The organism is Fulvivirga ligni (genome assembly GCF_021389935.1).
Lineage (GTDB): Bacteria > Bacteroidota > Bacteroidia > Cytophagales > Cyclobacteriaceae > Fulvivirga > Fulvivirga ligni.
The window spans coordinates 3,799,559-3,818,916 of sequence record NZ_CP089979.1 but is presented as its reverse complement, the minus strand read 5'-3'; the positions used below and the strand labels follow the sequence as shown (position 1 = coordinate 3,818,916).

20 protein-coding genes are annotated in these 19,358 nt (G+C 37.2%); 13 read left to right on the top strand and 7 right to left on the bottom strand.

Going from position 1 to position 19,358, the window contains the following annotated elements; translation table 11 throughout:
* Window positions 1-20 precede the first annotated feature (20 nt).
* From LVD16_RS16270 to LVD16_RS16215, 13 genes are all read left to right on the top strand, one after another.
* Window positions 21-944 (top strand): HTH domain-containing protein, encoded by a 924-nt coding sequence (locus LVD16_RS16270; RefSeq protein WP_233769328.1) that lies wholly within the window; start codon window positions 21-23, stop codon window positions 942-944.
* 244 nt (window positions 945-1,188) lie between these two features.
* The gene (locus LVD16_RS16265) at window positions 1,189-1,719 is read left to right on the top strand and encodes a hypothetical protein (RefSeq protein WP_233769327.1); all 531 of its coding nucleotides are present in this window, start codon (window positions 1,189-1,191) and stop codon (window positions 1,717-1,719) included.
* 101 nt (window positions 1,720-1,820) lie between these two features.
* Complete coding sequence (locus LVD16_RS16260; protein WP_233769326.1) at window positions 1,821-3,155, top strand: M48 family metalloprotease; 1,335 nt, start codon at window positions 1,821-1,823, stop codon at window positions 3,153-3,155.
* Window positions 3,156-3,245: 90 nt separating this feature from the next.
* Window positions 3,246-3,593 carry a hypothetical protein gene (locus LVD16_RS16255; RefSeq protein ID WP_233769325.1) on the top strand — a complete coding sequence of 116 codons (348 nt, stop codon included), beginning with the start codon at window positions 3,246-3,248 and terminating at the stop codon, window positions 3,591-3,593.
* A gap of 352 nt (window positions 3,594-3,945) precedes the next feature.
* Window positions 3,946-5,157, top strand: coding sequence for a phage tail protein (locus LVD16_RS16250; protein WP_233769324.1), 1,212 nt, complete (start codon window positions 3,946-3,948; stop codon window positions 5,155-5,157).
* Between the two features lie 22 nt (window positions 5,158-5,179).
* Window positions 5,180-5,872: an SIR2 family protein gene (locus LVD16_RS27755; RefSeq protein WP_255697677.1), complete on the top strand. Its 693-nt coding sequence runs from the start codon at window positions 5,180-5,182 to the stop codon at window positions 5,870-5,872.
* Window positions 5,827-6,309, top strand: a complete 483-nt coding sequence (locus LVD16_RS27750; protein WP_255697676.1) for an SIR2 family protein — start codon at window positions 5,827-5,829, stop codon at window positions 6,307-6,309. The genes LVD16_RS27755 and LVD16_RS27750 overlap by 46 nt, the downstream gene beginning before the upstream one ends.
* An 8-nt stretch (window positions 6,310-6,317) precedes the next feature.
* Window positions 6,318-7,016 carry an ATP-binding protein gene (locus LVD16_RS27745; protein WP_255697675.1) on the top strand — a complete coding sequence of 233 codons (699 nt, stop codon included), beginning with the start codon at window positions 6,318-6,320 and terminating at the stop codon, window positions 7,014-7,016.
* Window positions 7,001-8,101 carry an ATP-binding protein gene (locus LVD16_RS27740; RefSeq protein WP_306309407.1) on the top strand — a complete coding sequence of 367 codons (1,101 nt, stop codon included), beginning with the start codon at window positions 7,001-7,003 and terminating at the stop codon, window positions 8,099-8,101. Before LVD16_RS27745 ends, LVD16_RS27740 begins: the two co-directional genes overlap by 16 nt.
* A gap of 6 nt (window positions 8,102-8,107) precedes the next feature.
* Window positions 8,108-8,314: a KTSC domain-containing protein gene (locus tag LVD16_RS16230; protein WP_233769323.1), complete on the top strand. Its 207-nt coding sequence runs from the start codon at window positions 8,108-8,110 to the stop codon at window positions 8,312-8,314.
* 6 nt (window positions 8,315-8,320) lie between these two features.
* Window positions 8,321-8,779, top strand: coding sequence for a hypothetical protein (locus tag LVD16_RS16225; RefSeq protein ID WP_233769322.1), 459 nt, complete (start codon window positions 8,321-8,323; stop codon window positions 8,777-8,779).
* Window position 8,780: 1 nt separating this feature from the next.
* Complete coding sequence (locus LVD16_RS16220; protein WP_233769321.1) at window positions 8,781-9,248, top strand: hypothetical protein; 468 nt, start codon at window positions 8,781-8,783, stop codon at window positions 9,246-9,248.
* 181 nt (window positions 9,249-9,429) lie between these two features.
* Window positions 9,430-9,879: a hypothetical protein gene (locus LVD16_RS16215; RefSeq protein WP_233769320.1), complete on the top strand. Its 450-nt coding sequence runs from the start codon at window positions 9,430-9,432 to the stop codon at window positions 9,877-9,879.
* 896 nt (window positions 9,880-10,775) lie between these two features.
* On the opposite strand, the gene LVD16_RS16210 is transcribed toward LVD16_RS16215, so the two are convergent.
* The 7 genes from LVD16_RS16210 to LVD16_RS16180 form a co-directional block, all read right to left on the bottom strand.
* On the bottom strand, window positions 10,776-11,156 hold the full coding sequence (locus tag LVD16_RS16210) for a hypothetical protein (protein WP_233769319.1): 381 nt from the start codon (window positions 11,154-11,156) through the stop codon (window positions 10,776-10,778).
* Between the two features lie 311 nt (window positions 11,157-11,467).
* Window positions 11,468-12,649: a tetratricopeptide repeat protein gene (locus LVD16_RS16205; RefSeq protein WP_233769318.1), complete on the bottom strand. Its 1,182-nt coding sequence runs from the start codon at window positions 12,647-12,649 to the stop codon at window positions 11,468-11,470.
* A gap of 38 nt (window positions 12,650-12,687) precedes the next feature.
* A complete protein-coding gene (gene gyrA, locus LVD16_RS16200) occupies window positions 12,688-15,237 on the bottom strand; it encodes a DNA gyrase subunit A (RefSeq protein ID WP_233769317.1) in 2,550 nt (849 codons plus the stop codon).
* A gap of 184 nt (window positions 15,238-15,421) precedes the next feature.
* Window positions 15,422-16,492: a hypothetical protein gene (locus LVD16_RS16195; RefSeq protein WP_233769316.1), complete on the bottom strand. Its 1,071-nt coding sequence runs from the start codon at window positions 16,490-16,492 to the stop codon at window positions 15,422-15,424.
* Window positions 16,493-16,620: 128 nt separating this feature from the next.
* Window positions 16,621-17,232 (bottom strand): hypothetical protein, encoded by a 612-nt coding sequence (locus LVD16_RS16190; RefSeq protein WP_233769315.1) that lies wholly within the window; start codon window positions 17,230-17,232, stop codon window positions 16,621-16,623.
* Between the two features lie 106 nt (window positions 17,233-17,338).
* The gene (locus tag LVD16_RS16185; RefSeq protein ID WP_233769314.1) at window positions 17,339-17,797 is read right to left on the bottom strand and encodes a hypothetical protein; all 459 of its coding nucleotides are present in this window, start codon (window positions 17,795-17,797) and stop codon (window positions 17,339-17,341) included.
* Between the two features lie 123 nt (window positions 17,798-17,920).
* Window positions 17,921-19,327 (bottom strand): COG3014 family protein, encoded by a 1,407-nt coding sequence (locus LVD16_RS16180; protein WP_233769313.1) that lies wholly within the window; start codon window positions 19,325-19,327, stop codon window positions 17,921-17,923.
* Between the last annotated feature and the right edge of the window lie 31 nt (window positions 19,328-19,358).

Below are 19,358 nucleotides of genomic sequence, written 5' to 3'. Positions count from 1 at the left end.
ATAATCATAAAATACTCATTATGAAATTTTTAGAACTAGCAAAAAAAGTATTAGAAGAAAGCCAAAAGCCCTTAAGTGGAACTGAAATTTGGCGATTGGCTAAAGATAAAGGTTATGTTGACCAACTTGAAACTAGTGGAAAAACACCTGAACAGACGCTTTTGGCTAGAATATATACAGCCGCCAATAATCCTAACAATCTCGATTTTAACTTTGTCGGTGCGCGACCAAAACTCTTTTATCTACCAGGAAGGACTCCCGCAGAAACCTTAAATTATGATGAAGAAGAAATACTTCTTAAAGAAGAGAATGATAACAAAACCAAGTATAAAGAAAAAGATCTTCATCCAGTATTAGCATATTATATAAGGAATCATATGGATGCATACCCGAAAACACTCAATCATTCAAAGTCAAGAAAGAAAGAATTTGGAGCTTGGGTTCACCCAGATATGGTAGCTTGTTATTTTCCTCAAAACCATTGGAAGCATGACGTTTACGATTTAAGCCAAATGATGGGAGATGCACAAATAGGTCTTTTTTCATTTGAACTTAAAACTCATCTTTCATTTGGTAATTTAAGAGAAAGTTTCTTTCAAGCAGTTTCGAACTCGTCATGGGCACATGAGGGATATTTAGTTGCAGCAGAAATAAGCGCAGAGGCGGATTTTATGAGGGAATTGGGAAGGTTAAGCAATTCATTTGGCATTGGAGTGATTAGATTAAACTTATCACAGCCCGATGATTCAGAAATTATATATGATGCTGACATCAGAGATTTTGTTGACTGGGATACTGTTGACAAGTTAATGATGAATGCAGATTTCAGAGAATTCATCGCCCGGATTAAAAATGACATCTCATCCAAAGAAGTAAGAGATGAAAAATATGATAAGATTAAAGAAACAGAAGAATTAATACAGTTTTTTGCGGATAAAATTTAGGTTAATTGTCTTTCGTATTGCTATCCAATATCTCCTTCCACTATTTAAGATTATTCACTTTGAAAGTGCATTTTGAGGTTTCTAGATAAACCTACCTTATACTTCATACCCAAATCGTATTATAAAAATACCCAAGGTTGAGTATTGATTAATTCTGGATATCTTGAGTACTTCAAACTTAATTAACCAAAAAATTATTTCGTTCAATCTTTTATTGTCAATACGATTAAAACCTCAATCTAAAATGATGCAAAAATTTATTATCCTTCTCTGCGTGCTTTTTTTACTCAATGGCTGTGCTTCACAAAAAACTTCGTCAAAAGCAAATCAATTAGTCAATGAATTGCTCTTCAAAATTGATAATGAGGTTTTTACTAAATTGGCGGGCAGTAAATCAATTGCTGATACTATCGCCACTCAAGTCAAAAATGATTTTAAACCCAACAACTCTGAATATATAAACATCAAAAGTAGCTATAATGCATTAAAAAGTGCACATAATCAACTTGTTGATGACATTGTGGCAAATATTGAGGATGATAAAATAAGTATATCAAACTATTCGACTCAATTTGATGAAGTCAAATTACTAAGTGATCAGCTGATGCAGGAATGGCAACGAATCGATGTTGGGTTTGCTTCAGGTTTAGACGATGATATATTGTGGAGCACTATTGTTCCATTGTTAATAAATTTTGGCAAGGACGTAGCAATTAAAAATTACTCCAAAGCTTTTGAAAACGAATTCAAAATATCAGAATTTGAGGAAAATTGAATATTTCCTATTACTTTATTAGTATAGTATTCATTTTATATTCCTGCAACAATTCAAGTAATACTATTCATATTGAGGGGGGATGCGGTTTTTACTCTTCCTTGGACAATGCAACTTTTGTTATTGATAATGATGACTATAATTATGTAGACACATTGGTGACTAACATATTTAAAAGTCTCAAGGAAAAATATTTGGTCTCACAACGTATCGAACTATTCAGAACCATCAACCCTAAGCCCATTGCTATAGGTCGCATTGATGGTACAAACACTCGATTGATATATAATCCTACACTATTAAAAAATTTTTTAGAAAATATATCAACGAGGAATGACTTAGCTAAAATAGACATTTCAAAATTCTTAAAACCTTCAATGCAAGGCTTATTAGATAATTCAGAATATGAGACAATTTCTCCTTTAATTTTTATGATTGCACATGAATTAGCTCACACTTTGAACGACCATAATTTAGTCAATTTCGATTGTGGCACTTCTGAGAAAAAAATAAACGAAGCTGAAGCAGATAGCATCGCTGGAATAATAATGGGTGACATAGGTCTAGTTGATTTACCAAGATTTCAATACAGTTTGGAATATTTCAAGCAAAAAAATAATTGTTATTTCTCCCTTGAAAGAAGACTTGAAAGCTCCAAGAATGGATTAGTCCATAAGAGAAATTTATCTCCCCTTAATTTTTCAAATGATATAGAAAATGGAAATAATTCAATCGGCCTAGCCGAATTAGGAGGGTTTCTTGTTGCAACCTATATTGATCCAACCGAAAATGATTTAATTGAATTGAATTTAAAGCACCAAAATAAGCTAAACCCATTTGAAAGTACCTTGAGAGCTTACAGAGGTAAAATCTATAAACCATTGTATGCTGTACCTTCCAACTATCGTGTGGATAAAAGAATTATTCCTATAGATTCCATACTTCCTTTGAATTACATTTCAGAAGATAATGAATTAGTTTACAATGGGAGTCAAATCAGTAAGTCAGACAGAAACATTTTTCCAGTGTTAAATCAACTTACCTATTTCAAAGAGGGGCAATTAGTCAAAAAAATGGAGTATTTTACTATTTTCCACAACTTAGAGGGTCGTAAGTTGGCTGATAATAACACAACCATAAAGTTAAAGACCATAACTACCAAACCAAAATCCTTGAGGCATGCCAAGCTTATTGGCTACACAATGGAGGAAAAATATTCATATACACCAACGAGGTCTTTAGGCAAGGTTTTCCATAGTAGTGCAGTTGGAATATATGAGATCAAATCAAATGATGATTTTGACGGAATGATTGTCTTGAAAAAACCTCCCAATTATCATGTGAATTTTGTAGGCTACTTGAGTTTTGACAATAGATTTGACAAAAATAACTTAGATGGGTACATCATATACAAGGATAAGAAGGCAACAGAGTAAGTCAAGCATGAAGAGAGCATTATGCAAAAATATTTCCTACTTTGTAAATCAACATGTTATTTATGATTTAATTAACTCTGGTACAATTTAATGTATTATAAAGGAGACATTTTAGAAGCTGACAAACGTGAATTTCATCAAGGAAGACATAAAATTCTAATATGGGGGCATTATGAAGAGGGTAGTGATTTTGAAGGCATTATTTTAACTCATTCCAGTTCTAAGAAGTATTCAACTAACATTCTTCTTGATAGTACTCATATTGCTGAAGGTTATAAGTTCGGCTGGGAAAACACACATTTTGTTAATCAACTGTTTATAAAACTTTCAGAATGGGGACCATTTGAAAAGGTTGGAGAAATGACCGAAGAAGGAATTATGTTCATTAATGACCAACTTACTAATATAGAACCAATGAACTATATGGACTTTAAATGATGAAAATCCGGCCATGATGCATAATTGAAATAATTGATTTGTTATATAATGGCCTGCGTTATGTTAATATAGCTTCGGTTCGAGGGCGGGATTAATAGTTTGAGCCATTGACTTTTCTCTTTTAATTTCTCTACTCTTCTTTTGCTGACGCACATTGAGCACTCTTTTGGCATTCATTGCCGATTTTGTTTTTCACAAAATTGCAGTGGGAGGGAAGTGCGGAATGGCAAATGTGTGCGACTTCTATTGCACTATCTCATCATTTCTAGTGATGAAAAATACCCAAGGTTGGGTATTGAGATCAATTGTGAAAGCATTTATCTTATTGCACTTAAACCTAATCCTAATAAAAATGAAAAATTTTGTTCTGATCTTACTTTTTGTAATAACTAATGTGGCATTTTCACAGAATTCAGATTGTGATTGTTCAGATGCATTAATGAGAGATACACAGATTATAAATAACTGGCAAAACGTTCAACAATTCTACTACAAGTATTTTTTATCCGATAAGCAGACTAGGCGAAAAATGAGAAAAAGTTCTGCCACAGGTATAAATGTTAGCCTTCTTGATATTATTGATGTTGGTTTAGATGGGGCAAGTAATAGTAATTCCAATTTCATTAGTACATTAAAGCAAATTCTAGAACAACAAGGATATTTCAGTGAGGAAAATTATGAATCACTTTATACATCGGTTCTTAGCACAAATGCTTTAAATGCATATATAGCATGTCTAAACTCTAATGCTTGCGCTGGAACTGGGGTGAAGTCTCAGGTGTTTGGTGATCCGGATGATTTATTTACCGTTCAGTTAGTTTACTTAGATAATGCTAATAGACCACACGCCACAATACAAAGTATAACTTATAGTAATTGTGTTCCGTTTGGACTTAATACTATTATTAACGGTACTAAAATTAAAGATGGTCAATCAAAGGCTCAAGCTTTTAAGAGGTTAAGTAATGATAGACCAGCTACTGTAACATTCACGTTTCAAGAGGCTGGTATTAGGTTGAATCCAATTGTAATAAAAGGAACTAGGCTAATTCTAAGTGAAAAAATGCCAATTGGAGCTATTGTAGTTTCCATTTTAGACTATACACAATTTAATACTGTAAACAATTTACCCATTGTTTTTAATAGTACAAGTAGTACATGGGCTCCTTGTGATGGAAGGCCAGTCACTGGTTCACAATATGCTACCACTGGCGCAACTCATTCACCTGACTTAAGAGGGTTGTTTTTGCGAGGTGTAAATGAAATGTATAATAATAATTTGGGTGCAGGCCCTACAAATAATTTGTATTTAAATACTGCTAATAAAAGAGCTGGTCAACTTCAAGAGGATGCTGTTGGACAACACAGGCACAGGATTGATTACCCTTTAGAAAGATCCCCTTGGGGTGTCAACTACATGCCAGAAGGCCATTGGGGAACAGCCGGTCACCAAAATGCGGGATTTTCCGGGGGTACTGGATATAAGACATATACAAAAGAAGATGGACAACTTGAGACAAGGCCAAAAAATATGTCTGTATATTATTATATAAGGATAAACTAAACCTAAAACAGATTACAATTGCATGTCAGATATACAACATGATCCTTTACGGGAGCTTACTGAAATAAGAAATCAGCTATCATATTCCAAAAGAATAGGGTTTATGTTTGGTGCAGGCACATCAAGGGCGATGGGAATATCTGACATCTCTGGCTTGACTAAACAAGTAGAAGTTAAAATTGAAAAAGATTTAAAAACAAAATTTGATTTAGTAAAAGCTCAGCTCGACCAAAAAGATCAACATATAGAAGCAATTCTAAATCAGATTAGATTAATAAGGCAAATTACTAGCGACTCTGAAGGAAAGTCGTTTGATAAGATTAGCGGTAGTGATGCCAGGAAGTTGGATAAATCAATATGCAATAATATATATTCTATTATTTCTGATGAAGAGAATTCAGCAGATATAGAAGTTGCTCGGAAGTTCATAGGATGGTTAAATTGGCTTGCGCGTGACTACCCAAAGGAGATATTCACAACTAACTATGATTTAATTATTGAAAAGTCCTTTGAGCATTTGCTTATTCCTTTCTTTGATGGTTTCGTAGGCTCTCACGAACCATTTTTCGCGCACGAGACTTTGGATGGACAATCAAATTACGATAAACCCCCTGTCTCATGGATTAGGCTATGGAAGCTTCATGGCTCCCTAGGGTGGTTTTGGAAGAAATGGGAGCAGGTGCAAAGGAAAAATTCCCAGATTCTGAACTGGTGATTTATCCGTCAAAGGATAAATATGAATCATCAAGAAAACAACCTTTTACAAGTTATTTTGATAGACTTAAAGAATTTCTACTTGGGGGTGAGGGTATATTCATAATTAGTGGTTATTCATTTTCGGACGATCATATCAACGAGGTCTTATATAATGCGCTGAATCAAAATAATAGGTTGCATATAATCGCTTTTTTCTTTGATGATGCACCACAAAAAAAGATCGTTAAATCAGGACGAAACTTCCCAAACTTTACCCTGATAAGCCCTTCAGAAGCATCAATTTCGGGCAGAAGTGGTAAATGGGCAAAAAATTCGAAGGGTAAAATTCTTGAGCCATACTGGAACAAGGAAACAAATAAACTGGAGCTGGGGGACTTTAAGAAAATGGTGGATTTTTTGATTTTTTGCACCGGTATGAGGGAGGTGAAAGAATAAGACGGCCAATGAAAGCAGACATTACATATTTAGGTAAGGTAATCAATGTAAAGAGTGGAAATGTTGAAATTGAAATTGCAAGAGAAATTCCTTCAGCAGCTCCTATAATAAATGGTCGTCTTTATAAAATCGGTCAAATAGGCACATTTGTAAAGTTTCCAATTGGCAGCTTAACACTTTATGGACTAGTATCATCAGTGAGTAATACGCCTTCATCCGTTGAAAATACTGTTTATGAACCAAATTATGGGTCAAGATTTTTGCACGTCCAGCTTATAGGTGAAAAACTTGGAAATGAAAAGTTCCAAAAAGGGGTAGGAACATATCCTACCATAAATGATCAAGTTCATATTGTCACAGAAGAGGATTTAAAATCGATTTATGGTGATAAAGCCAAAGGTGTTGTCGAAATCGGCAAACATTCTTCCTCTGAAAATCTGCCAGTTTATATAGATATTCATAATTTGATATTGCGTCATTCAGCAATATTAGGATCTACTGGAAGTGGGAAGTCAAATACTACCGCAAATATTATTAAAAGGATTCTGGCCGAGTACCAAGGGTCAAGGATGGTATTAGTTGATACTCATGGAGAATATTCATCTGCTTTTTCAAAAAACTCAAAAGTATTTAAGATTAATGACAAGAAAAATCCATTGATCATCCCATTTTGGACAATGACGTTTGATGAATTATCTTTTTTCTAGTTGGCCGTCCTGAAGGACAAGAACAACCGGCTGATAAACGACTAAGAGAGAAAATCATAGAACTGAAGAAAGCAAATGCTGCCAAACTTAAAGCAGGAGCGGTTGAGGAACAGTTCATTACAGCGGATTCTCCCATCCCTTTTGATATTAAACAATTATGGTATGATTTCGATAGAGAGGTAAATTCAACCTATGATCATAACAGTAACCACACTCCTGAAAATGAATGTCTGGTAGAAGAAGGTGATTCTAAAATGCTTAAACCGGCTAAATTCCAACCATATTCTCCAAATAATACGGCTCCATATCGCTCAAAAAATCAGATTATGTATCCTTACGTTGGCAAAATTTATTCTCGCTTGAATGACAGTCGCTACAGCTTTATGTTTAATCCTCCCGATTACTATGACGTAGATAGCCCAAATGATATAGATCATCTCTATAAGAATTGGATCGACCATGAGGAACGTTTAACTATATTGGATTTAAGTGGTGTTCCCTTCGAACTCATTGATATAAGTGTTGGTCTCATAAGCAGACTTATTTATGAATCGATGTATTGGGGTAGATTTGAAGAGTATACAGGAAGAAATCGGCCAATTCTAATGGCTTATGAAGAAGCACATTCTTATTTGCCTAAGTCAGAAAGAAGTAGTCACATTTATGGGTATGCCAGAAAAGCAGTTGAAAAAATTTTTAAGGAGGGTAGGAAGTTTGGTGTTGGTGCTATGGTGGTTACGCAAAGACCATCTGAAATTTCAGCAACAATACTTGCACAAGTGGGAACATTCATTGCACTTCGTTTAACTAATAGTGGAGACAAGGGAACAGTGCAGTCAGCAGCACCCAACAATATGAATAGCATGATTGAGTTGCTTCCTTCGCTTAGAATTGGTGAAGCGATCATTGTTGGTGAAGCAATTAATATTCCTTCAAGGGTTAGAATTGCACTTGTTGAACCAAGACCTTCAAGCAACGATCCTGATCTTGTTGGTTCATGGCTGAAAAGTTTTAAGACAGAGAAGAATGAGAATGCTTACAAGGGTCTAGTTAAGGCCTTGAGAGAGCGAAAACATCAAAATTAAGCAATAATGGAAATGATATTTGTTGAATCTTCAGCAATGGAAGCTATCGGTTATGATTCAAACTCAGCAGTTTTGAGAATTCAATTTACAGATTCAGTTTATGAGTATTATGATGTTCCACAATACGTGTATGATGAATTGCTTTCTGCCGACTCAAAAGGGGCCTATGCTAATAAAAATATTTATAAACAATATGCTCAGCAACGGCTTTAAAAGTTCATGAAATATCAATGGTCTCAACTACGTCCACTTTCCAAGCTAGATCAACTAGCAGAGACCATTTTGAAAACAGCTTTTTTACTATCTGAAAATCATCATGTTATCAAGAGTTATTTAAATCATAAAGGACCAAATTTCAAGGTTGTTAATAGAGTAGGGGAGTCAGAGTATGATATCATATGCCGTCAGATCAATATCGAGAAAACAAACTATGCTTTCGTTTCTAAATCTGATCTCGAAAGTGGTTTGAGAGATGATCTTTGGGTTGGCTTAGTCTTGTTTGTTGATGGTCAGAAACCCACGAAATACTTGTTTCCAAGTATTGTCTGGAATCAGCCAAATCAGTTGTTCACAGATTCAGCAGTTAGGAATTCTGAGTATGGGATCAATTTGAATAAGAATACTATGAAGAGTTTTGTAGAGAAGTACTCTTTTGAGAAAATGATTAAAAATCTCTGATATGCACGAAATATTTAAACCTTCACCAATTTGGTTTTCAGTAAATGGAGCAGATACGTTTCCCAATTTTAGTAGCAAAATTATTCCTGACTTTAAACTCAGTGAATCCGTACCAGAAGCCATTAGAAGAAGATTTTTAGTAATTCGTAAACTGCTAGAGTTTTCTTACTTTGAATATGAATTTATAGATATTGCCATGGATCGTTGTTATCATACTTTCGAATTAGCTCTGCATATGAAATTTAATATCGAACATCCTTCAAAGTCTGGCAAAAAAAATTTTAAACCTTATCTAGACTGGGCAGTAAAAGAAGGTTTTTTAGCCATGAATAGAGATCGCAAACAAGCAATAGCTTATCTAAGAAATCATGGAGCGCACCCAAAAAGCGATAATTTAGGTGGAGTAATAAACTTCAAGATGATTCACGTTGTTGGTAATCAACTCGTTAATGAATTATTCGAAAATTGAATAACTACATTATGTTAAATAAGATATGCACCCAGGTGGGCCGGTCTGACAGAATAGCGGGGTGTGCGCTTGCCAGCGGGCAGAAGCATTATTCTGTCTAGATTTTTTGTTTACTTTTTTATCAATGAAAAAAGTAAAAGCCTAGCGGCTTGAGGGATGAGTGAAAACATTTAATAAAAACATGAACAAATATCAGGAATTTTACGAATCTAATTTTCCGAATTTAATTGGCAATCATGGTGAAATAGGCATGCCTGAAGGAGCAGTCAATTTCTGTGAAGCTTATAAAGTACTGCTAATGGAAGAATTTTGTATTCAATATTTTGGCAAAGATTTGTTTATTTCTGAAGAAACCATTCAAAACATCAATGATGCTATTAAAAATGAAAGGTCAGAATCTCCAGAAGAAATCATTAACAAAGAAGGATATTTAGTTAGAATGCCAATTTCCAATTTAAAGTTTTATCAACACGAAGTTGGTATCGAAAAACTGAATGAAATAGATGGTAATAGTCCTGTTTCCTTAGTGAAGTACAAAAATGAAATCATCTTGATGAATGGATATCATAGATTATTGAAGAATATCGCTGATGGTGTAGGAGAAGTAAGCGGTTTTTTATTGGATTTATAAGTAAGCCTATGGCATGTTGCGCTACTTCCGAAAGGACGACCCTGAAGATGGCTTGTGCTGTGAGCCAAACAGAGCGTTGGCAAGCAAGTGTTCCCGATGTTTTATGTTGCTCTATTCTTCATTATTCGTACCAATGTCCATGTTAAACCGAAATATTCAATTCTCAGACGATACAAAATCGGGATCTCTTGTACTGGGCTGCAACTCAGGCATCAGCCTGACAGCGGGTGCTGTGAGCCAAACAAAGCGTTTGCTAGCAAGTGTTTTACAGGCAAATTCCTAAGCGCTGAGAATCGCATATTTGAAAATTCTCCGAATATCGAAATCTTGAACGACAAGCTTTGCCTGGAAATCTCTTGCATTTGGGTCGCAACTTGTGCCTTAGCACAAAAGTGCGTGGGAGAACTATTAATAGCCGTTTGGACAGGGCAAGCCGTGTTGTGGGATCAGCGCGCTGGCCGAGCGGCTATTTAATATAACGACTAATTATATAACAACCCAGCTAGAAGCACTGTCCGTTGACTTAGCCATCACGGAGGGTCAGCCTGTGGAGTCTATTTAGCCGAGCGCCTTGGCGAGGGCAAGCGAAGTATGAGCGCAGACATAATATGCATTATATAAAAAGTATGGCACAAGCTGAGCCGCAAATTCCTTAACATAAAATCCTTGCCGTTATCGCACTGGCGTGGACGATAACTGATTTTATGCTAAATATCCGCTGCGCGTCTATTACGAAATTTGCTATACTTGTTATATAATTTATATTATGTTAAATAGAATATTTAAGAGCCCTATTTAAATCTTAACTCTCCAATCCCCCTTTTCCCCAAACCCTACAAAACAAAAAGCCCCTCCAGCAAATACTGAAGAGGCTCATATCATAAGTTATATATTTCCTATTCATTCACCGGCACCTTAGTCACAGCGCTCTTTGCAGTGCTGTTCATCACGGCTTTGTTGGCTGCTGATGTGTCGTTGGCATTTTGGGTGGCGTGGTGATCTTCAGGATGCATAAATTTATCGTGGGCCATTTGTCTTTTGGCGTTGTAAGCTTCTACAGTTTTCTTGTTGAGCTCAGCTTTCTTTTTCTCTGAGATGATACCCAGCTTATAAGCTACTTTGTTAAAGGTCATTTTGAGATCCTTTACGGGCTTGTTTAAACTGTTATCTATATTGCTTAAGGTTTGCTTACCGCTACGGGGTGCTATCAAGGTAGCTGTTAAATAACCTGCTGCTGCACCTACTATTGCTCCTGATATTATCTTTACTGATTTCATCTTCTAAAGTTTTTGGTTCTTACCTACAACAGTGAAAATATCATACCATCTGCAGAAAATGGGTTTTGGAGCGGATTTAGAGGCTTATTGCCAGCATCAAGGCTGTGGGAAGCACGCAACTTGTGGAATTTTCGTCACGTTTATTGGTTAAAGCTATCTCGGACCTACCACGAATGAGCCGTCCTACTTGTGTGGACGTCCCGCGCCAGGTAAAAGTTTAAAATCCAATATAAGGGGCTCAAGCCTAATGTCTACCAATAAAAAAAGGAGCTCCGAAAAGCTCCTTTTTGATATTTGTATATGTTTTAGAATTACTCAACGTCGCCAAGTGCTTCTAATTTCTTGCTTACTTTTACAGCTTTCTCGTTAAGTTTCAACTGGCTGTAGATATACTGTAAAGACTCTAGCGCAGTTCTGTTTTCTGGCTCAAGTACTAATACTTCTTCCCAGTAAGGCATTGCGTTTTCTAAAGCTGCAAGAATATCTTTCTCCATAGCTTTAGCTTTCTTTCTGTCTTCTGTAGTGATACCTAAGTTGTTCTTAGCAGTTACAAGCGCTACAGCGTTGTTATAGTGAAGTACAGCTAAGTTAAAGTTAGCGTTGAAGTTAGTTTTGTCAAGCTCTACCGCTTTAGCGTAAGCTTCAATCGCCTTATCTTTTTGCTCTAGCTCTTCGTACATAACACCTAATGTGAAGTACAAGCTGCTATTTCCTGGATCTTTAGCAATAGCTGATTCTATTCCAGATCTAGCCTCATCTATTTTATCCATTTGAATTAAATAGTTGATCTCAGTTTTAGCGAAGTCAGGGTTTTCAGGGAATTTGCTCTTAGCATCTCTAGCTAATTTTAAAGCTTTGTCCATGTCCTTATTTACAGTTCCTTCAATGTAAATTAAAGAGTTGTAAATATCTTCACTTTGGTAATCAAGGTCATTGATCAATGAATAATAGTTTTTAGTAGCCGTAGCGTAGTCTTCACCAGACTGTGCTGCTAAACCAGCATAGATATAACCAGTAGTATCTTTAGGCATAACCCACTGAGTTTTAGTGAAGTTTTCTACTGCTTTGTCAGTTTCCTGTGCCTGGTATCCTTCTACACCTTTATTTAGGTAATATCCCCATAAAGTTTGTAGCTGCTGGCTTTTAAGAATTGGTAATCCGTTAGCATCACTGATGTAATACTCACTTTTACCGCCTAGCTCATCAGCTTTAGCAAATGATTCCATAGCCACTTTTAAAGGCTCGTTAGCTAAGTTTTCATACTGTGGATTACTAGTAGTATCTAAAGAAGCGTAGATTAAGCCTCTGTAATACCATGTTTTTCCATCTTCTTTGGTTTTTTCGTGCTCTATAGCTGCATCAATTATTTCTTTGGCTTCACCAAGATTACCTTCCTCTCTCGCTTTCTCTGCCTGGTTAATCTTAGGCTTCTTTTGTCCAAAAGAATATCCGGCTATTGCCACTGCAGCCAGTACTAAAATCATTCTTTTCATAATCGGTGTTTCTATTCTTCGTTTTGTTAGTTTTTATTTTAATTATTGTCTTCAGAATTATCAGGTGTAGCGTCGTCGTTATTCTCCTCAGCTCCCTCCTGTCCTTCTTCCTCAATGTCGTCTATCTTCTCGATTTTCTCTACCGAAGATATGATATCGTTTTCGTTTAATCTGATCAGTTTTACGCCTTGCGTTGCTCTTCCCATCACACGTAAGTCTTTCACTTCCAGTCTGATAGTGATTCCTGAACGGTTAATGATCATAAGGTCATCCGTATCAATCACCTCCTTAATTGCAACAAGCTTGCCAGTTTTCTCAGTTACGTTGATGGTTTTCACACCTTTACCACCACGCTTGGTGATTCTATAGTCGTCTACCAATGAACGTTTACCGTATCCGTTTTCAGAAACTACTAACAAGTTAGCGTCTTCACGGCTTATACAAACCATACCTACCACTCTGTCATCATCACTTTCAAGGGTTACACCTCTTACACCGGATGCTGTTCTACCCATAGGTCTTACATCAGACTCATGGAAGTGGATAGCCTTACCTTCGCGCTTAGCGATTACAATATGGTTATCACCGTTAGTCAGTTTTACAGACAATAATCTGTCATCTTCCTTCACCGTGATGGCATTAATACCATTAGAACGTGGCCTTGAATACGCCTCTAACGTGGTTTTCTTGATTGTACCATTAACAGTACACATCATTAAATAGTTATTTTTAACATATTCCTCGTCAGAAAGGCTTTCCACGTTGATTACCGCACGCACGTTGTCGCCCGGCTCTATGTTAATCAAGTTTTGAATGGCACGTCCTTTGGAAGCTTTGCTACCTTCTGGGATAGCGTATACTTTCTTCCAGAATACTTTACCGTGATCTGTAAAGATCAATAAGTAGTTATGGGCTCTGGCTATGAACAATAACTCTGTAAAGTCATCATCTTTAGTGGCCACACCACGGCTACCTACTCCACCTCTACCCTGCGTTCTGTATTCTGCCAGGCCGGTTCTTTTAATATATCCCTGGTGCGAAATAGTGATTACCATTTCGTCATTAGGAATCATATCTTCTACTGTGATATCATCAGCACTGTGAACGATCTGCGTTCTTCTGTCATCACCATAGCGCTCTACTATTGCAAGTAGCTCATCTTTAATGATTTGCATACGACGCTCTTCGCTGGCCAGGATATCTTTCAAATCTTCAATCAAGGCTTTTACTTCTTCGTATTCCTTCTGGATCTTATCTCTTTCCAGACCGGTAAGCCTCTGCAACCTCATTTCGAGGATGGCCTTAGCCTGAATTTCAGAAAGCTTAAATCTCTCAATCAAGCCATCTCTCGCTGCATCAGGATCCTGAGATTTTCTGATCAGGTCGATCACTTCATCCAAGTGATCCAGGGCAATAAGATAACCTTCTAAGATGTGCGCTCGCTTTTCAGCCTCATCCAGTTCGTACTGCGTTCTGCGAACCACTATTTCATGGCGGTGCTCTACGAAGTACTTAATAAGGTCTTTCAGGTTCAGCGTTTCAGGTCTTCCTTTTACCAGTGCAATGTTGTTTACACCAAATGAAGACTGTAGCTGAGTATATTTATAAAGGTGATTTAGAACAATATTCGGAATAGCATCTTTCTTAAGATCGTATACTACTCGTAAACCGTTTCTATCAGATTCATCTCTGATGTCAGAGATACCTTCAATTTTCTTATCGTTAACCAAAGCAGCCGTTTTCTCAATCATGCTGGCTTTGTTCACCATGTATGGTATTTCGGTTACAATAATCTGCTCACGGCCGTTTTTGTTGGTTTCAAACTCAGCCTTGGCACGCATCACTATACGTCCTCTACCTGTTTCGAAAGCTTGCTTCACACCAGTGTAACCATAAATGGTAGCTCCGGTAGGGAAATCAGGAGCCGTTACGTGCTCCATCAGCTCAGGAATGGTGATGTCGTTATTCTCAATATATGCGATAATACCTGCTCCTACTTCTCTCAGGTTATGCGGCGCCATGTTAGTGGCCATACCTACTGCAATACCAGAAGATCCGTTTAGTAACAAGTTAGGAAGCTTACCAGGAAGTACGGTAGGCTCTTTTAAGGAGTCATCAAAGTTACCCTGGAAGTTAACTGTGTTCTTGTTAATGTCCGTGAGCATCTCTTCAGCAATCCTTTTCAGGCGGGCCTCAGTATAACGCATCGCAGCTGGTGAGTCACCATCAATAGATCCGAAGTTACCCTGACCATCTACCAAAGGATAGCGCAAAGACCAGTCCTGGGCCATACGCACCATAGTGTCATAAACGGCAGAGTCACCATGTGGGTGATACTTACCTAACACCTCTCCTACAATTCTCGCAGATTTTTTATAAGGCTTATTATAATTTACTCCTAGTTCGAGCATTCCATATAAAATCCTTCTATGTACAGGTTTTAAACCATCTCTTACATCTGGTAATGCTCTTGAAATGATTACCGACATAGAATAATCTATGTAGGCTCCACGCATTTCATCCTCAATATTTATAGGGATAATCCCCTGTCTGCCTGCCGGCAGATTCTCATTCGATTCGTCAGCCATAGAGTAATTTAAACGTCATTTATTCTAAAAATCATGGCGAATTTACGTAATTAAGCTAGTATTTAACAGTTAAACTTAACAATTATTAACAGTTCAATAACATTAACCTGGCCCATTACCAGCCCGCCATTGGTTATCCATTAAAAAAGCCCATTTTAAGACAAAAAGCACATTAAAAATCAGCTTAGTAAGGATTCATTTTATTCTTATTTTTCTTCTTGTATTTGAAAAGTCTGGGGTAGTTTTCCCCATAATGAGGGTTTTGCTTTTTATAAAACGGATGCACTCTGCTACGATACTCCAGTTCACCATGCTGGTGGTTGATCTGGGTGGTACATTGTTTCAAAAAGCATTTTGGGAGTTCTGGAATTCTATAAGTGATGCCAAACGTGATGTAGGCAGCATTCATATTATGTGGTATGGAAAGGTTAGTCTCCGGCATTTTAGTGGTAAAGCTCTTCAGGTCGAATGAAGGCCTTACAAACACTTTAAAATACTCTGACATATCTCGTTCAATAGTGGCCCCGATATTTAAATATACGCCCTTCTGAAGGGTGCTCTTGTCAAATTTCTTTGACAGGTTGAAGGCCCCTATCTGCGCATCTATAGCCAGACTGTATTCATAGTAGCGGTAAACGCGTGCTCCTAAGAAGAGATAGTATTTTTTATAAAAGGCACTACCGAAGTTAGGCGAGTAGCTGCTAATATCGTTTTCATACACCGTAGACTTAAACGTACCCGGACGGTGGTATTCAAAAATGAAGCCCCCTCCTATTTTATAGCGGTCAAACTCCATGTGTACCGATAAATTAAGGGGTATGCTGAAACCTGGCGCTTTGAATTTAAGCTCGGCAGTATCGCTGCTTACCAGAAAATCATTATTGGTGAAGTTCACGTTATTACCGGTCTGCACTTCATTGAACCAGTATTTATAGCCTGTGCTAATGTTTCCGGAGGTGGTATTAAAGTCTCTATCGAAGATAAAAGGCAAGCTATCTGGCTGCTGAAGCAGGGCGAAACCATCTAAATCCTGAGCATAAAAAGTACGGCCATAGCCAGTCGAAAAGCTCCAGTGAAATTTACTAAGGAAGGTTCTAAGGCCTCTGTTTTTTGGTTTGTGATAGAAATGATCTAATGGAATGGTCACGTTATCGTCATCTTCTACCTGTGCATGAGTATAGTGCGGTGCCACCAAAAGAAGGCTCAAAATGAGACTAACAGAATAAAAAAATATCTCTAACCTTCTTACGATCATGTTATAATATAAATAATTAGGTCGCGGCGTTCGTTGTTACCAGCAAAAAATTAACCTAAAAATCGCCTACTTCTTTTCAAACAGGCAAAATTAAAAAATATTATGCTCAGAGCACTAAAATTTGCCCCTTATTTTACATTAAATGTATCACAGAAGGACTTAAATACGGGTATTTCCTTAAGCCCCATCTTATCTCCAATATCCATGATTTTATCAAACTCCACTTTGGATATGCTCCTTTGCTCTACAATATCAGATTCATCATTTAGCACCATTGTACTTAAGAAGCGCACAAAAATATAAGGCACGGTCATCAGATCTCTGGCAAAACGCTGGATGGGATCATCAATGGCACTTGGTGTACCGTTCATTACCTGCTCTTTGGTAAAGGTGGCTTTCATGCAAATTTTAATAACCTCGAAGAACTCTGCTTCCCATACGTCATAGCTGGAAATTACAAACTTCATGGCGTGTGCCACCGGGTCTACCTTCAGAAAATAACCTCCTTTAGACATCTTCCTGGCCATTTTATTAAGCGCCAGCTCTTCAAACAGGCTGATGCTGCCGTTAGCCAGGGCTACACCAATGGCCGGAGTCATCATAATCAGAGACAGAAAATCATGATCAGAAACATCCAACATACTCACCTCCTGCTCAATAAACTTTTTCTTTATGGCTATAGTGGCCTCCTGGATGGCCGGTATCTCCAGCATGGTGGCAATTTCATTCTCTGAAAACATGAATTAAAAAGGTTATGGTTAATTAATTCGGTTAATATAATACTTTTTAAGGTATAAAAAAGGCCCGTAATTAATTACGAGCCTCTCTTTATGATTTATATGCAGATTACTCAGCTGTTTCGCCTTCAACTTCCGCTTTGATAGTTGCATATTTAGTCTTCACTTCTTCATCAGTACCAAGAGCTTCTTTGATAGCTTTATAAGCTTTACCTCCGTCAGGAAGCATTTTAGTAGCCATTATTTGGTTTACTTGCTTAATAGCATCAATTCTGTCCGATTTAACACCTTCAATTTGCTCCATGAATTTCTTTTCGAAATCAGAAGCTGGCTCTCCAGATCCTTTTGCTAACTCATTATATCTGTTACCAGTAATGCCTTCCTGATTTTTAATCATGTCATTCACTACCACGCTGATTTCAGATTTCATGTCATCTATTACAGATTCCATTACAGCGTATCTTCTTAAATTTTCGTCGGAAAGGTAGTCTGCATCATCCTGAGCCTGAGCTGCACCAAAAGTGATTACTGTGAATAATGCCACCAAAAACAAATTAATCTTCCTCATTTATTCGTCAAGTTTATAGTTTAATAATTAATTTCTTAGTTATAAAACCCCGAATAAAGGCTTTTTGATCTACTATTTCAACTTTTTTTAGTAAAAAACCTTATTTTTTATGTAAAAGGTACCTTAATAATAAGGTAACGGAGTATAATCCAGAGCGGAATAAGTCTGAAAAATGGTCTCTCCCTTCTGCACATCGAAAGTAAAACTCTCAGATGTAAGGCTACCATCTTTCTTCTGCTTCATTTGCAGAGTCACCTCCTGTTGTCCTTCTTTCAAAGGAACACGGCTGTAGTAAATGCTATGAGGCAAAGTTTGCCAATTTCTGGTGTCAGCTTTCTCTGTAAGGGCATTGAGTATGCTTACAGCCGTTCCTAAACCATCTTTCTCACTTCTGGCAGCTTCTTCAGCGGCCTTCTTCAATGCCACGCGAACCAGGGCTTTACCAAATTCCTTCAGCATACGCTCCTTTAGTGATTTAAAAGCGATGGCATTCACATCTTCTGCCAGCTCCAGAGGATAGGTAGAGCCATTTGCTTCTAATTTAGCTCCTGAATAAACTTCAGGTCTTTCTCTATATTTTGGGAAGGCCACTCTAAAGAATTGAAGACCTTCCAATCCGGTTTTTCCCGTCTCCTGATCATAAGGAACAGTGAATGGAAAGCTAAACCCGTACTCATCATTCATGAAATTGAAAACTCCACCCTGACCTTTTACCACGGCAAAATTAATGCTCCATTCGGTTTTGATAGGTCCCAGGCCATTATTCCAGAAAAAGACCAGCTCCCCTCCTTCTTGCGGCTTGTATTTATAATCGGGCATGTTAAATTCTTTCTTATACAAATCCAGCTCCTGCTGAAAACCAGTGAGGTAGGCGGTTCTTAAAACATCTTTTTTAAGCTGGTCAGGGGCGTTTACCTGAAACATATCTGCATACTCATTACGGTATATATCCAGAGCATTTCTATAGGCGATAAAGGCATTATTGTAATCCTTCTGAGCATCATAGATAATACCCATCATGGTATGAATAAAGGCATCTTTTTTATACTTTTTATCGCTCTTGTATCTATCGCTAAGCTGATCCAGGCGGATATTAAGTCTTTTGCATTCTACCAGAGCATTATCATACTGACCCAGCTTCAGATAATTCAAAGCCTTGTAATAGAGCAACATCAAATTCTCATGGTCTTCGCCCTTATAAGCCACAAAGGTGGGATTAGATAGATAAGATACCGCTTCATTCAGATAGTTCTTCTGGTAATCCTCGGTATACAAATAGGCCTTTTCCAGGTATTCGTTGCTCTCTTCATAATTATCCAACATGGAGAGCACTACACCTCTGTTTAAATAATAAAGCAGCTGATTTTTACTTTTCTCCAGCTTCTTCTCCTTTTTGGCGAGGGTTTGGTTAGCAGCTTTTAAATCTCCTCGCTCAAATTCACCATTAAACTCATGGTTAATCTCGTAATAAGTAACACATGAAGTAAATAATGATAAAACAATTAAAATCAGGAGATTATGATTTTTCATAAAGCAATGCAACCGCTTAAAAAATGAATGA